We start from the raw sequence: 13,931 nt of genomic DNA on the forward strand, positions 1-13,931 counted from the left end.
GATTCGTTCTCACTCCAGGTTGAGCGTGATGCCCAGCGCGGTGGCCACGTCGACGAGCGTCTCCGTCTGCGCCTCCAGCGCCTCGATGGCCGCCTTCACCTTCTGCCGGCCCTCAGTATTGTCGATCGCCTGGTCGAACGAGCCGGGGATTGCCTGGATGGCGTCGAGGCTGGCCTGCAGGCGCTGCTTCATCTCCTCGTCCAGCTTCGGGTCCACCGCCGCCACCAGCTCGTCCAGGCCCTTGCCGTCCTGGGTGCCGTAGCGCCCCAGGTACACGTTCTGGATGCCGACCGCGTTGGCGTACAGGTCCGCCTTCGTGTTGTCGCTGAAGCAGGAGTGCTCGTCCTCCTGGTCCCTGTTGTCGTAGGCCACCGTCATCCGCTCGCCGGACAGCTCGGCGCCGCTCAGGCTGCCCAGGCCGGTGAGGATCCGCAGCACCGCCTCCTTCGGCTCCTGCGCGCTGAACGTCTTCCCGTAGTTGTTCGCGCCCGGTGCCCACGCCGCCTGCACCGACTCCAGGTCCTTCACCAGCAGGTCCGTCGCGAGCTTCAGGTACTGGCGGCGGCGCTCGGCGTTGGGCGCCGTCTCGAAGTCCGAGGCCGGCCGGTTGCCCGGGCCCGTCTTGCTCTCGTCCTGGCCCCACAGCAGGAACTCGATGGCGTGGTAGCCGGTGGCGATGTTCGTCTCACCATCGCGCTCGTTGAGGGAGGTGAGCAGTTCCTCGGTGAGCGTGGGGAACTCGAGGGTGGCGTTGATGATGCCGGCCTCCGGCGCGCCCGTCACCGAGTCGATATACGCCTCGTCCAGCGGCCAGGCGTTGATGAGACCCTCGGGGCCCGTGTCCTCGTCGTCGATGGGGCCGCCGTAGAAGCGGAAGGCCTCGCTCTGGCCGTAGGCGGGACGCGCCGCCAGCCACGCGTTGCGCGCCGCCGCCAGCTTCGCCTCGGTGGGGTCCGCCACGAAGACATTCACCGCCGTCTGCAGCTCCCGCGCCTTCGTCACCACGTCCGTGTAGTTCTCATTCACCAGCGCCGCGTAGCGCTCCACCACCGGCCGGGCCCGCGACTCCTCCAGCGGATCCGTTGCACAACCCGCGGAGACCAGCGCTCCCGCAGCCAATGCCATCCAACCCAGCTTCTTCATGTGTGGCCCTTTCGAGTGCTTCCTACGAATGGGGTGGCTCGATAGCGAAATTGAAAATCAAAGTCAAAATTGGTCTAGTGGGGTTAATCATGAACAACACTGAATGCTGGAATTATTGAAAATCCATGGATATGGGGCACAGGATCCGCCAACGCCCGCTCCCGGAGGTCCATGTGAACGCAACGCGAAGAAGCGCTCTCTTCTTGATGCCCCCCTTGAAGTTGTTCACGGGGCTGGTGGCGGGGCTCGCGGGATGGGCCGCGCATGCGCAGCAACTGCCGGCGGACCAGCTCCAGCATGCGCCCGGAGCCTCCAGCGCGGACTGGGTGCGGGCTCTGCCCCAGGTGCCTGCGTACGTGCAGGGCCCGGTGCTGCCTCGGACCGTCGCCACGGGTCCGGAGGCTCCCGTGGCGTTCCCGCGCGTGGAACCCTTTCAGGGCGAAGTGCAACAGCCCTCCAAGCTCGCACGCGAGGCCCGTCCGGAGCCCGGCGAGAGGCCCTCGCGCCGCGTCCTCCTCCGTCTGCCGGAGGGAGAGCGGCAGCGGCTCCATCCCCAGGTGGAGCGTCTGCTGAATGCACGCGGCACACGGGAGCTCTTCCATGGCTGGTACTTCTTCGAGCTGCCCGAGGAGCTTCCTCCAGGCCAGGTGCGCCGGCTGCTCCAGGGGTTGCCTCAGGACGTCGTCTATGTGCCGGACAGCCCGATGGAGGCCCACGTCACCTGGAACGATCCGCTTCTCTCCACGGGGGCCTGGTGGCCGCAGAACCAGTGGTACCTCTACAACGTGGGGCAGCGCACGGGCATCACCGGCAGTCCGTATGACTACGACATCGATGCCGACGAGGCCTGGGACGTGACGCTGGCGGCCCATGGCCGTGGGCAGTTCTACTATTCGACCGTTGCGGTGGTGGACTCGCAGATCGATCTCTCGCACGCGGATGGCCCTGAGTTCGTGGGCGCTTGCACCTTTACGGATTCCTGGCAGGACTCCCGCTGCCTGCCTCCCGAGACGGCACGCACCCACGGCACCGCGGTGGCGGGACTCATCGCGGGCCGCGCGGGCAACGGCTACGGCATGTCGGGGGTGAACTGGGGCTCCCGCATCCTCGCCCTGAACGTCTCCCACCCGTCCAATCCCGAGCGCTCCTTCGGCTACTACCAGGTCATCAACGCCATCGACTACGCCACGCGCAACGGCGCCCATGTCATCAACTACTCGGGCGGATCGCGCTACGCCTTCCAGAACAACGACAACGATCCGCTCTACGCGGCCATCCGCCGTGCGGGTGAGCGCGACATCCTGTTCGTCACATCGGCTGGCAACGACAACCTCAACCTGGATTGCGGCAACAGCACCTGCCAGGTCGCGCCGGCGGGCATGGACCTCTACAACGTGTGGACGGTTGCCGCCGTGGATGACCGCTTCGATCGCTCCTACTTCTACACGGCAGCGGATGGCACCGTGTACGCATCCAACTACGGTGCCACCTCCGTGGACTCGGCGGCCTTTGGCAGTGACGCCTATGGGGGCGGTGACACCGATCTCGTCTCACTCTACCCGGGGAATCAGTTCGCTCCCTTCAGGGGCACTTCCGCCGCGGCTCCGCTCGTCAGCGGCGTGGCGGGGCTCATCAAGAGCTTGCGCCCCCAGGCCACGCCGTACGTGTACATGTCGTGCTTCGGCTACACGATCGCGCCCCAGCTCAACGGGCTCGTGCGCTACCCCGGCGTCATCAACGCGAAGAGCGCGGCCGACTGCGCGCTCTCCTTCGGGGAACAGGTGCCGCCGCCCGTCTTCAACGTGACGAGCCCGGCGCACTACGCCCGCCTCGGGGGGCGCAGCGCGTCCTTGAGCTGGCAGGCAGCCCCCGACTTCTACGTGAACTACGACGTGTTCCTGGATGGGCAGTTCGTTGGCCGCACGAGCGGCACCTCGTACTACCTCCCCAACGTGAGTGATGGCACCCACCAGTGGTCCGTGCGAGCGGTGGATGCGTATGGCAACTGGCGCAACTCCACCCATGTGTACTACTTCGTGATGGACGGTGTGTACCCCACCGCGGCCGTGCTCACCTCGCCCTCGTCCTACCAGTACGTGCGCACGGTCCGCCCGGCGCTGCGCTGGATGCACGCCTCCGACGCCAATGGCATCTCTGGCTATCAGATCATCATGGATGGCCGGAACATCGGTAACGTGGGCACCGTTGGCGGGTACGACTGGCCCACGGACCTGACCCAGGGAAGCCATTACTGGAGGGTGATGGCCTGTGACACGCACCAGAACTGCACCACGTCCCCCATCACCCGGTTCACCGTGGACACCGTGGCACCCACGCAGCCAACGCCCGTGAGCCCGGCGCACGGGGCGGTGGTCGGCTCGCGGCGTCCCCTGCTCGAGTGGTCCGCCTCGGGAGATCTGTACGGGGTGAGCTATCGCGTGAGCATCGACTCGGGAGCGTACACGTTCACGACGTCCTCCACGCAGCACACCCCGGCGGTGGACCTGGCGGATGGGCCCCACACCTGGAGCATCAGTGCCTGTGACCCCGCTGGAAACTGTGCCAGCAGCTCCATGCCCACGTTCACGGTGAGCCCGAGCCTTTGAAGGCAAGCCCGGGCCGATGCCGCTCCGTCGCGCTCAGGCGGGGATGAGCTCCAGGGGCAGCACCGCGGGCCCGCGGGTGGTGATGGCCACGTTCCACGTCACCGGCCCGGGCTCGCGCACCAGCCGCTCACACTTCTCGAGCAGCGCCTCCAGGGCCAGGCGGGCCTCCATGCGCGCCAGGGGCGCACCCACGCAGAAGTGGATGCCCTGGCCGAAGGTGAGGTGCGGCGAGCCCGTGCGCTCCAGGTCGAAGCGGTGGGCGTTGGGGAAGACGGACTCGTCGCGGTTGGCCGAGACGAACTGCACCAGCAACGTCGCGCCCTTGGGCAGCCGCACTCCGCCCAGCTCCGTCTCCTGGGTGGTGGTGCGGATGGTGGACTGAGAGGGGGCGTGGAAGCGCAGCACCTCCTCGACGAACTTGGGAACGAGCGTCCGGTCCTTCTTCAGCCGCGCCCAGATGTCCGGGTTGTCCGTCAGCGTCAGCGCGCTCATGCCCAGCAGGTCATACGTCGTCTCCAGCCCCGCGACGAGCAGCAGGACGCAGTAGCCCAGCAGCTCGTCATCCGACATGGAGCCGCCCTGCGCGCGGGCCTGGAGCAGGTCCGTCACCACGTCGTTGCCGGGCTCGCGCTGGCGCGCCTCCAGGACGCTCGTCAGGTGATGCGTGAGCTCGTCCAGGTAGCCGGTCAGCTCGGTGCGCCGCTTCATGTCCTCCGCGGGAACGATGCCAACGCCCGTCACCGCATCCGCCCAGGTCTTGAAGCGCGGCGCCAACGAGGGATCCAACCCCAGCAGCGCGCTCATGGCGCGCGAGGGCAGCACCAGGGCCATCGACTCCATGAAGTCCACCCGGCGGCGCGCCAGCATGTCGTCGACGATCGACCGAGCCGAGTCGCGGATGAATGGCTCCAGGCGGGCCACGCCCGCGGCCGAGAACGTCCGGGTGATGAGCGCGCGCAAGCGGGTGTGCGTCGGAGGGTCCATCATCAGGATGGAGTCGGCCACCGGGTTGCGCTGCTGGAGCCAGGCCGGCTGGACGGCGGGGCGGAAGCCCTCGGACGAGAAGAGCTGCGGATTCTTGAGGACGTAGAGCACGTCCTCGTAGCGCGTCACCGCCCACATGCCACTCGGCTCTACCTGGCTGACGGGTGCTTCACGCCGCAGCGCCGCATAGAAGGGGTGTGGGTCGTTCCAGATTTCAGGTGAGTAGACGTTGGGTTTGTCGCTCATGAATGGTCTCGAAATGCTGGCGCTCAACCGCGCAGGTGGGTGGTGTCGTTCCAGAGTTGGAGGACCTGCTGGTCCCCATCGCTGTCCAGGCCGAGCACGCTGATGGAGGCGGTGTTCAGCGTGAACAGGCGGCCCTCGGTGGGAGGAAGCCCGAGCCAGCGCGCGGCGAGCACGCGCAGCAGGTGGCCATGGGCGAAGAGGAGCACGTTGCCGTCCACGGAGCGGGCCTCGGCGATGATGCGGTCCGCGCGTGCACCCACGTCCCGCGCGGACTCGCCGCAGGGCACGCCATCCGTCCACAGCATCCAGTTCGGGCTGGTGGCGCGGATCTCCGCCTTGGTCTTGCCCTCGAAGGTGCCGTAGTCCCACTCCATCAGGTCCGAGCGCAGCTGCGCCACGTCCCCATAGCCGGCGAGCGCGCAGGTCTCGCTGGCGCGGCTCAGGGGGCTGGTCCACACCGCGGCGAAGTTCCAGGCGCGCAGCGGCTCGCGCAGCTTCGTGGCCAGGCGGCGGCCCTCCTCCAGCAGCGGGATGTCCGTGCGGCCGGTGTGCTGGCCGCTGCGGCTCCAGGCGGTGTCTCCATGGCGGACGAGGACGAGCACGGGGGACGCTGGCTTCATGGTGTTCCTCTCGGGGCGGGTGAACTCTGCCACCCCTTGGGGGCTCGGAGGAACACCCCCCGTGGAGCCCGGTACTCACCCACGGCAAGAGTAAGGTCGGTGCCATGACGCTTCCCGCTCCGACGTCTCGCGGCTACTCCGGCGAGGCGGCTCTCTCCCGAATGCACGCCCTCGTCCGCGACGCGTGGCGGCAATACGGTCCACGGGTCGAGTGCACGGTGGGGGACCTCGACTGGCGGCTGTATCGCAGGGCAACGGTTGAGCCCGGCGCCAACATCCGGCTCTGGGAGGCCGGCGAGACCCTGGTGGGCTTCGCGTGGTTCCTGCCGAATGGTGACCTCGACATCCTCGTGCACCCACGCGAGTACTGTGCCTCGGTGGTCTCCGAGATGGTGGCGTGGGGCGAGGAGCGGTTGCGTGCGTCCGGTGACACCGAGGTCCCCGGCCGCCCGCTCCACGTGTGGGCGCTCGCGAGCAACGAGCCGCTCTCCCGTGCGCTACGGGCCGCCGGGCTGCACCCCACTTCCGCGTGCTACCTGCATTTGCTCCGTGAACTCGATGTGCCACTCGACGCGCCGCCACTACCCCGGGGCTTCCACGTGCGAGCCGTGGCCGGTCCGTCCGAGGCCGCTGCCCGCGCCGCGGTACACCGGGCCGCGTTTGGCTCGGAGCGGGTGTCCACCGAGGTCTACGCACGCCTGATGCACGGCGCGCGGCACTACCGTCCCGCGTTCGACGTGGTGGCGGTTGCGCCGCAAGGGGAGTTCGCGGCGATGGCCCTGGGCTGGCTCGATCCGGACAACCGCGTGGGCGAACTGGAGCCGGTGGGAACGGCCCCCGCGTACCGTGGACTTGGGCTCGCGCGTGCGGTCTCGCATGAGGCCCTGCGCCTTCTACGGGGGGCTGGTGCGCGCTCGGCGGTCATCTACGCGCTGCCCGGCAATGAAGCCTCGGTCACGCTGTATGCCTCGTTGGGCTTTCGTGAGTTCGACCGCAACGTCGGCTTCGTCCGCCCGCCCCCATAAGGGGCATTGGGCCCGTGGCCGTGGGATGGTCTATCCTCCGGGCATGCGATGGCCGTGGCAGTGGATGAAGCGGGTGCTGACGCCCCAGGAGGAGGCGCGTCTCGTCGAGGCCATCCGCCGGGCGGAGCAGGGCAACCGGGGCGAGGTACTCGTGCACGTGGAGCGCCGGTGCGTGGGTGGCAATGCGCTGGCTCGGGCCATGTCGCTCTTCGAGAAGCTCGTGCGCCAGACGGCCGCGGACACCGGGGTGATCCTCTATGTGGCGGTGGAAGAGCGCAAGGTGGCCGTGTTCGCGGGCCGGGGCGTGCGCGGCGCGGCCATGCCCGGCTTCTGGGAGTCCGTGGTGGAGGCGGTGACCGAGGGCCTCGAGCGCGGCGAGCTCGTGTCCGGACTGGAGGTGGCGGTGGAGCGCATTGGTGGACTGCTGCGCACCGTCATTCCGGGTGAGGACGTAGCGGGCAACGAGCTGCCGGACCGGGTGAGCCAGGGGTGAGCGGCTCGACAAGGAGCTATTTCGCCGGGCGGACGGGAAGGGCTTCGGAGCCACTTCCGTCGTGAGGCGGCTGAGGAGCGGGCCGGCAGTAGCCCGCTTCGGCCATCTGCTGTCCCATGACGCGATACATCTCGGCGTCCCTGGGCTGCCAGGTGCCCAGTCCATCCACGTAGCGGTTGTACATGCAGAAGGCCGCCGCGATCAGGATGGTGTCGTGGAGCTCGGTGTCGGTGGCGCCATGGCGCCGTGCTTCGTCGACGAGTTCCTTTGTGACGCGCTTGCCGTCCACCTGCACCTCGGCCGCGATGGCGAGCAGGGCCTTGAGCTTCTCGGGGATGGGGGCCGTTGTGTAGTCGCGGCACACCGCTTCGACCAGATCGGCGTTGCCGCTCAGGTGGGCCGCCACCGCGCCATGGCTCGTCTGGCAGAAATAACAGGTGTTGCGGGACGACACGAAGGTGGCGATCAGCTCCCGGTCCCGGGCGCTGAACGAGGTGTTGCCAGCGCTGTGCAGCAGTACGTGGGCGAGCTCGCGCAGTGGCTTCGCGGTCTCCGGGCGGAAGGCAAAGCCGCCGGTGATTCCGGGCAGTCCTTCGGGAAGTGGAATGTGCGGCATGGTCAGCGCTCCAAGGGGGACTCGGGAGGGAGCGGAGTGTACCGCGTGAAGGGGGGGGCGTGCGTCGAGGAGCTGCGGCTGCCGCTTCAGTTGCAAGCAGGTTCGGCGCTGAAAACGCCGAGACCGGAAACCCCCTCGACGATCAGGAGCTTCCGGCCTCGGTGCTTTCATGCCTCGTGGCCTCGCGCCGTTACTTCGCGACGCGCGTGAGGGTGCTGTTCTCGGAGAATGTGCCCGAGTATGACTTCCCCTGGTAGGTCACCGTCACGTTGCCGGCGAGGCGGAGTTCGACGACCTTGCCGGAGAGCGAGGCTGTCCCGGTGGTGATGCTCATGGTGAGGGTGACACCGTTGGTGGTCTGGGTGCAGGAGGCACCGGGAGAGAGGGCGGCCACGTCGCCTTCGAGATTCGCGGGCAGGAAGCACTGCCCGCTCGAGTCGGAGATGATGAGGTCCGAGGCCGCCCCCTCCGAGATGTGCCGAACGCCCGTGACCTGTGCGGTCTCACTCGTGTATCCCGTGATGCTCAAGGTGGTGGTTCCCGAAGCGCTGTAGGTGCCGTGGAAGGACTGACCGGCGGGGCCACAGCCGATGGTCAGGAGCACGAGCAGGAGAGAGACGATGGGGTAGGAGCGCTTCATGGTGATTCCTCGTGAGGATTGCCGGTGCGCCTGAAGAGGTAGACGCGCGGCGGTTGTGTATGCGCTCCTATTGCAGGCTCCTTGCCAATGCCGGGCGAGAGGCGTGTGCCTCGGAAGGACGGAGTCCATGTCTCGCTCAGCCATCCACAATGATGGATGGGGGTCCCATCCGCGAAACGCGGAGCTTGCGCCTCCGCCTTGAGTGCATGGAGGGAGACTTCGACTGGCGGTTGTATCGTGTGACCCCACGCATGGCCCTGACCGAACAGCAGATGGACGAGGTCGACGCGATGTTACTCACGGGCAACTTGATCGCGGCCATCACCATCGTCCGTGGCCACACGGGCTGGGAGCTGGGCCGGGCGAAGGACTTCGTGGAAGCTCGGCTGGTGCACTTGCGGCAAGCGCATGCCGAGCACTTCCGCCGCCTCGACGCACCGCCACCACGGCTCTTCGTGGACTCCACCCTCATGGGCCAGCTCCACGGAGTCGGCCATGCGAATGTCCGGCCTGTGTCCGAGGTCCTCCGTCGGCTGGAGCAACTCGTGGCTGGCTACAATTACAGCGTCACGCTCGATGTGAAGGCGCTCGACCTGCCGGGGGAGGAGTTGCCCCTGATTGAGGTCATGCGGACGTGTTACCCGGAGAGCCGGCCGCACCTGTCGAAGGTCAGGCGGGTCTCGCTGGAAGAGTTGAAGACCGACGTCGACGCCTGCCTGCGCTACGAGGGTGACGAGTCTTCAGGTCCGCGGTTCACCGCCGCGCGCCGGGAGAAGTTGGAGCGGGAACTGCTCCCGGCGTTCTGGCGTGCCCTGGCGGAGCTCATCCCCTACGAGGAGGCGGAGCTCCATGACTACCCCGATGAGACGGGTCTGCCGGGCTACAGCGTGTACTGGTTCTTCGCTTATGTGCTCCACGACCGGATGCGACGGCGGTGTGTGGTCATCACGGGAAGTTCATCGGACTGATGATTCGGAAGACCCTCACCCCAGCCCTCTCCCAGAGGGAGAGGGGGTTCAGCGCTTCAGGCCACGTTTGATTTCAGCGCACACCTGCCGGGCCGCCGCCGGCCCATCCGCCTGCGCCGCGCGGACGATGGCACTGCCCACCACCACGCCATCCGCGTGAGCACCCACCACCCGCGCATGCTCGGCGTTGGAGATGCCGAAACCCGCCACCACCGGGACCGGTGACGCGCGCCGCACCATCTCCAGCCGCTCGGACAGGTTGGCCGGCAGCTCCGAGCGCATGCCCGTCACGCCCGCCACCGACACGCAGTACACGAAGCCCCGCGCATCCTTCACGATGCTCTCCGCCCGCGCCGGTGACGTGGTGGGCGCGCACAGGGGGATGAGGTCCAGTCCCTCCTTGTCGAAGGCCGCGCGGATGCCCTCGCTCTCCTCGGGCGGCAGGTCCGGCAGGATGGTGCCCGATACCCCGCGCTCCCGCGCCAGCTTCGCGTAGCGCTCCTCGCCCAGGGCCATCACCACGTTGACGTACGTCATCACCACCAGCGGCGTCTGGGGGCAGCGCGCGCGCACCGCCGGCACCACCTCGTCCAGCACCCGCTTGAGCGTGGCGCCCGCCTTCAGCGCCCGCTCGGACGCGGCCTGGATGACCGGGCCGTCCGCGATCGGATCACTGAACGCCACGCCAATCTCGAGGATGTCCGCGCCGCCTTCCACGCACGCGGCGAACACGTCCACCGAGCGGGCCAGGTCCGGATCTCCCGCCATGGCGTACGCCACCAGCGCGCCCTCACCGCGGGCCTTCGCCCGGGCGAACGCTTCCGCGATCTCGCCGCTCATGCTTTCTCCTGGGTGGCGGCGGGAATACCCCGCGCCGCGATGGTGGCCACGTCCTTGTCTCCGCGGCCCGAGCAGTTGATGACCAGGTGCTTGCCCTTGCCCAGCTCCCGCGCCAGCTCGCCCGCGCGCGCGAAGGCGTGCGAGGACTCCAGGGCGGGCAGAATGCCCTCGGTGCGGGACACCATGTAGAAGGCCGCCAGTGCCTCGTCGTCCGTGGCGGTACGCACCTCCACCCGTCCCGTCTTCGCCAGGTGCGCCAGCTCCGGCCCCACGCCCGGGTAGTCCAGGCCCGCGGAGATGGAGTGCGCCTCGATGATCTGCCCGTTCTCGTCCTGCAGCACCAGCGAGCGCGAGCCGTGCAGCACGCCCTCCGTCCCCAGCGTCAGGGACGCGCCGTGCTGTCCCGAGTCCAGGCCGTGGCCACCGGCCTCCACGCCCACCAGCCGCACGCCCTTGTCCTCGACGAAGGGGTGGAGCGCGCCAATGGCGTTCGAGCCGCCGCCGATGCACGCGATGATGGCGTCCGGCAGCTTGCCGAAGGCCACCAGCGACTGCGTGCGGATTTCGCGGCCGATGACGGACTGGAAGTCCCGGACGATGGTGGGGTAGGGGTGCGGACCGGCCGCGCTGCCGATGACGTAGTAGGTGTCCTCGACCTGGGCCACCCAGATGCGCATGGCCTCGTTCATCGCGTCCTTGAGCGTGCGCGAGCCCGACTCCACCGCGTGCACCGTGGCCCCGAGCGCCTTCATGCGGAAGACGTTGAGCGACTGGCGCTCCACGTCCAGCGCGCCCATGTACACCTCGCAGGTGAGGCCGAACAGGGCGCATGCGGTGGCGGTGGCCACGCCGTGCTGGCCCGCGCCCGTCTCCGCGATGACGCGCTTCTTGCCCATCCTCTTGGCCAGCAGCACCTGTCCGATGGTGTTGTTGATTTTGTGGGCGCCCGTGTGCGCGAGGTCCTCGCGCTTGAGCCACACCTCGGCGCCTCCCCACTGCTCGGTGAGCCGGCGCGCGGGCGTCAGGGGCGTCTCTCGCCCGACGAACTCGCGCAGCACCTGCGTCACCTGCTCATCGAAGGCCGGGTCCTTGCGAGCCTCGGCATAGGCCTGTTCCAGCTCCAGCAGCGCCGGCACGAGCGTCTCTGGCACATAACGGCCGCCATAACGCCCGAAGCGGCCCGGGGCGGTTTGCGTGTCCATGTTCTCCATCACTCCCAAGCCAGGGTCTTCACGGCGCGCACGAAGGCGCGCACCGCGTCCGCATCCTTGACGCCGGGGCTGACTTCCACCCCGCTCGCCACATCCACGCCGTAGGGCCGCGTGGCCCGCACGGCTTCCCGCACATTGTCCGGATTGAGGCCACCGGCCACCAGCACCGGCACGCCCGCGTCCGCGAGCCGCGCCACCAGCGACCAGTCGAACCCCACGCCGCCGCCCCCGTAGCCCGGCGCCGCCCCGTCCAGCAGCAGCGTGGCCACGTCGCCCGCGCCCACGTAGGTGCGCGCCTTCTCCACGTCCTCGGGCCCGCGCACCCGCAGGGCCTTGATGACCGGCACGCCGTAGCCCGCGCAGGCCTCGGGTGGCTCGTCGCCGTGCAACTGCACCGACGTCAGCCCGCAGTCCCGTACCCGCGCGCGGATGATGTCCGGCGACTCGTTGACGAACACGCCCACCACCGCGCCCAGTGCCGGCCGCGTGCGCGCAAGGGCCGCCGCCACCTCCGGTGTCACGTACCGGGGCGAACGCGGGTAGAAGTTGAGCCCGAGCGCGTCCGTGCCCGCGGCCCAGGCCACCCGTGCGTCCTCCACGCGGGTGACACCGCAGATCTTCACCCGGGTGCTCACGGCGCCCCCGCGAGCAGCCGCGCCAACGCACGGCCCGGCTCCGCGTCGCGCAGCAGGGACTCGCCCACCAGCACGGCATCGGCTCCCGAGGCCCGCGCCGCCGCGAAGTCCTCGCGCGTCTTGAGGCCGCTTTCCGCCACCAGCGCCTTGGCCCGGCTGCGCAGCGTGGGGATGACCTTCAGGGCCGTGGAGATGTCGGTGCGCAGCGTGGCGAGGTTCCGGTTGTTGATGCCCACCAGCTCCGCGCCCGCCTTCAGCGCCCGCTCGGCGTGCTCCTGCGTGTGGGCCTCGACGAGCGCGGCCACACGGCAGGCCTTCGCCGCCGCCACCATCTCCGCGAGCGGCCCGTCCTCGAGTGCATCCGCGATGAGCAGAATCGCGTCCGCTCCGAGCGCCGCGCTCTCCTCCACCTCCTGCGGCGCCACCAGGAAGTCCTTGCGCAGCACCGGCAGCGAGATGGCCGCGCGCACCTGGAGCAGATCCTCGAGGCTGCCCCCGAAGTCCACGTCATCCGTGAGCACGCTCACCGCGCTCGCCCCGGCGGCCTCGTACGCTCGTGCCACGGCGACCAGGTCCTGGTGCGGGAAGTCGCCGCCCGAGGGGCTGCGGCGCTTCACCTCGGCGATGACGTTCACCGGCAGTCCGGCGCGGTGTTGCGTGAGCGCGGCGGCGAAGTCCCGGGAGTGCGGGCGGGGCGCGCGGGCCACCAGCGGCTTGCGCGCGGCGAGCTCCCGGCGCTTGCGCTCGAAGATGAGGGCGAGCTTGTCCGTCTCGGGCGCGCTCATGACGCGCCTCCGTTCACCAGGGCCTGCAGCTTGGCCGCCGCGGTGCCGGAGTCGATGGACTCCACCGCGCGCAGCACGCCTTCCTTGAGGTCCGCCGCCTTGCCCACCACCACGAGCGCCGCGGCCGCGTTGAGCAGCACCGCCGTGCGCACGCCGGAGCGCTCACCGGCCAGCAGCGCCTTGAGGCGCCGGGCGTTGTCCTCCACGTCCCCGCCGGCGATGGCCTCGGGCGGCACGCGCTCCAGCCCCGCGTCCTCCGGGGAGATGGAGAAGGTCCGCACCGTTCCGTCCTCGCGCAGCTCCGCCACGTCCGAGACCGTGCAGGGGGAAATCTCATCCAGCCCATCCCGGCCGTGCACCACCCACGCCCGCTTGCTGCCGAGCTTGGACAACACGCGGGCCGTCTGCTCCAGGCGCTCGCCCGCGAAGGTGCCGAGCAACTGGTAGCGTGCGCCCGCCGGGTTGGTCAGGGGGCCCAGCAGGTTGAAGAGGGTATGCAGGCCGATTTCACGCCGGGCGGGCGCCACGTGCCGCAGGGCGCTGTGGTGCGAGGGCGCGAAGAGGAAGCCCACGCCGTGCTCGTCCACGTCCCGCGTCACCTGCTCGTGCGAGCGGTCCATGGGCACGCCCAACGCGGCCAGCACGTCCGAGCTGCCGCAACGCGAGGACACCGCCCGGTTGCCGTGCTTGGCCACCGTCACCCCCGCGCCCGCGGCCACGAAGGCCACCGCGGTGGAGATGTTGAAGGTGTGCGCTCCGTCTCCGCCCGTGCCGCAGGTGTCCAACACCACCTCGGCCCTGGGGTGGATGCGCGTGGCGCAGGCGCGCATGGCCTCCGCAGCCCCGAGGATTTCCTCCTCGGTCTCTCCCTTCATCCGCAGCGCGACCGCGAAGGCGCCCACCTGGGCTGGCGTCGCCTCGCCCGCGAGCATCTGTCCCATGACGCGGGCCATTTCCTCGCGCGACAGATCGCGCCGGCCCACCACTCTGCCCAGCGCTTCCTTGAGCGTCATGTGCCTACTCGGATCTCCGAAGTGTTCCACCGCCGGAGGGCTGGCGGCCAGGTTGAAGAGGGGGGCCTTGCAGGAAGAAAAGGTGTCCACTTCTTCTGAAAATTCC

The 13,931-nt window shown here is 69.1% G+C and carries 14 protein-coding genes; 4 read left to right on the plus strand and 10 right to left on the minus strand.

Annotated elements, in window-relative coordinates:
• Window positions 1-9 precede the first annotated feature (9 nt).
• The gene (locus BO221_RS02835; protein ID WP_073558754.1) at window positions 10-1,143 is read right to left on the minus strand and encodes an imelysin family protein; all 1,134 of its coding nucleotides are present in this window, start codon (window positions 1,141-1,143) and stop codon (window positions 10-12) included.
• Window positions 1,144-1,358: 215 nt separating this feature from the next.
• Between BO221_RS02835 and BO221_RS02840 the strand changes: the two genes are divergently transcribed.
• Entirely contained in the window at window positions 1,359-3,749 is a 2,391-nt protein-coding gene (locus tag BO221_RS02840) for a S8 family serine peptidase (RefSeq protein ID WP_158079779.1), read from the plus strand.
• Window positions 3,750-3,782: 33 nt separating this feature from the next.
• Here the strand turns inward: BO221_RS02840 and BO221_RS02845 are convergent, their stop codons facing one another.
• Both BO221_RS02845 and BO221_RS02850 read right to left on the minus strand, forming a co-directional pair.
• Window positions 3,783-4,979, minus strand: coding sequence for a cytochrome P450 (locus tag BO221_RS02845; RefSeq protein WP_073558756.1), 1,197 nt, complete (start codon window positions 4,977-4,979; stop codon window positions 3,783-3,785).
• Window positions 4,980-5,002: 23 nt separating this feature from the next.
• Complete coding sequence (locus BO221_RS02850; protein WP_073558757.1) at window positions 5,003-5,599, minus strand: histidine phosphatase family protein; 597 nt, start codon at window positions 5,597-5,599, stop codon at window positions 5,003-5,005.
• 161 nt (window positions 5,600-5,760) lie between these two features.
• On the opposite strand from BO221_RS02850, the gene BO221_RS02855 reads away from it, so the two are divergent.
• Complete coding sequence (locus BO221_RS02855) at window positions 5,761-6,624, plus strand: N-acetyltransferase (protein ID WP_233165591.1); 864 nt, start codon at window positions 5,761-5,763, stop codon at window positions 6,622-6,624.
• Between the two features lie 43 nt (window positions 6,625-6,667).
• A complete protein-coding gene (locus BO221_RS02860) occupies window positions 6,668-7,117 on the plus strand; it encodes a TPM domain-containing protein (protein ID WP_158079780.1) in 450 nt (149 codons plus the stop codon).
• Between the two features lie 16 nt (window positions 7,118-7,133).
• On the opposite strand, the gene BO221_RS02865 is transcribed toward BO221_RS02860, so the two are convergent.
• On the minus strand, window positions 7,134-7,733 hold the full coding sequence (locus BO221_RS02865) for a carboxymuconolactone decarboxylase family protein (protein WP_073558760.1): 600 nt from the start codon (window positions 7,731-7,733) through the stop codon (window positions 7,134-7,136).
• A 190-nt stretch (window positions 7,734-7,923) separates the two neighbouring features.
• On the minus strand, window positions 7,924-8,373 hold the full coding sequence (locus tag BO221_RS02870; RefSeq protein ID WP_073558761.1) for a hypothetical protein: 450 nt from the start codon (window positions 8,371-8,373) through the stop codon (window positions 7,924-7,926).
• Between the two features lie 251 nt (window positions 8,374-8,624).
• Between BO221_RS02870 and BO221_RS02875 the strand changes: the two genes are divergently transcribed.
• Window positions 8,625-9,341 (plus strand): hypothetical protein, encoded by a 717-nt coding sequence (locus BO221_RS02875; protein ID WP_143195230.1) that lies wholly within the window; start codon window positions 8,625-8,627, stop codon window positions 9,339-9,341.
• A gap of 48 nt (window positions 9,342-9,389) precedes the next feature.
• Here the strand turns inward: BO221_RS02875 and trpA are convergent, their stop codons facing one another.
• Genes trpA through trpD form a run of 5 tightly spaced genes read right to left on the minus strand, consistent with a single transcriptional unit; the run spans window position 9,390 to window position 13,825 of the window.
• Window positions 9,390-10,181, minus strand: a complete 792-nt coding sequence (gene trpA / locus BO221_RS02880; RefSeq protein ID WP_073558763.1) for a tryptophan synthase subunit alpha — start codon at window positions 10,179-10,181, stop codon at window positions 9,390-9,392.
• On the minus strand, window positions 10,178-11,383 hold the full coding sequence (gene trpB, locus BO221_RS02885) for a tryptophan synthase subunit beta (RefSeq protein ID WP_073559438.1): 1,206 nt from the start codon (window positions 11,381-11,383) through the stop codon (window positions 10,178-10,180). The genes trpA and trpB overlap by 4 nt, the downstream gene beginning before the upstream one ends.
• Window positions 11,384-11,391: 8 nt before the next feature.
• Window positions 11,392-12,027, minus strand: a complete 636-nt coding sequence (locus BO221_RS02890; RefSeq protein WP_073558764.1) for a phosphoribosylanthranilate isomerase — start codon at window positions 12,025-12,027, stop codon at window positions 11,392-11,394.
• Window positions 12,024-12,812, minus strand: coding sequence for an indole-3-glycerol phosphate synthase TrpC (locus BO221_RS02895; RefSeq protein WP_073558765.1), 789 nt, complete (start codon window positions 12,810-12,812; stop codon window positions 12,024-12,026). Before BO221_RS02895 ends, BO221_RS02890 begins: the two co-directional genes overlap by 4 nt.
• Window positions 12,809-13,825, minus strand: coding sequence for an anthranilate phosphoribosyltransferase (trpD, locus tag BO221_RS02900; protein WP_073558766.1), 1,017 nt, complete (start codon window positions 13,823-13,825; stop codon window positions 12,809-12,811). Before trpD ends, BO221_RS02895 begins: the two co-directional genes overlap by 4 nt.
• Window positions 13,826-13,931 lie beyond the last annotated feature (106 nt).

Source organism: Archangium sp. Cb G35 (assembly GCF_001896145.1).
GTDB classification, from domain to species: Bacteria; Myxococcota; Myxococcia; order Myxococcales; family Myxococcaceae; genus Archangium; species Archangium violaceum.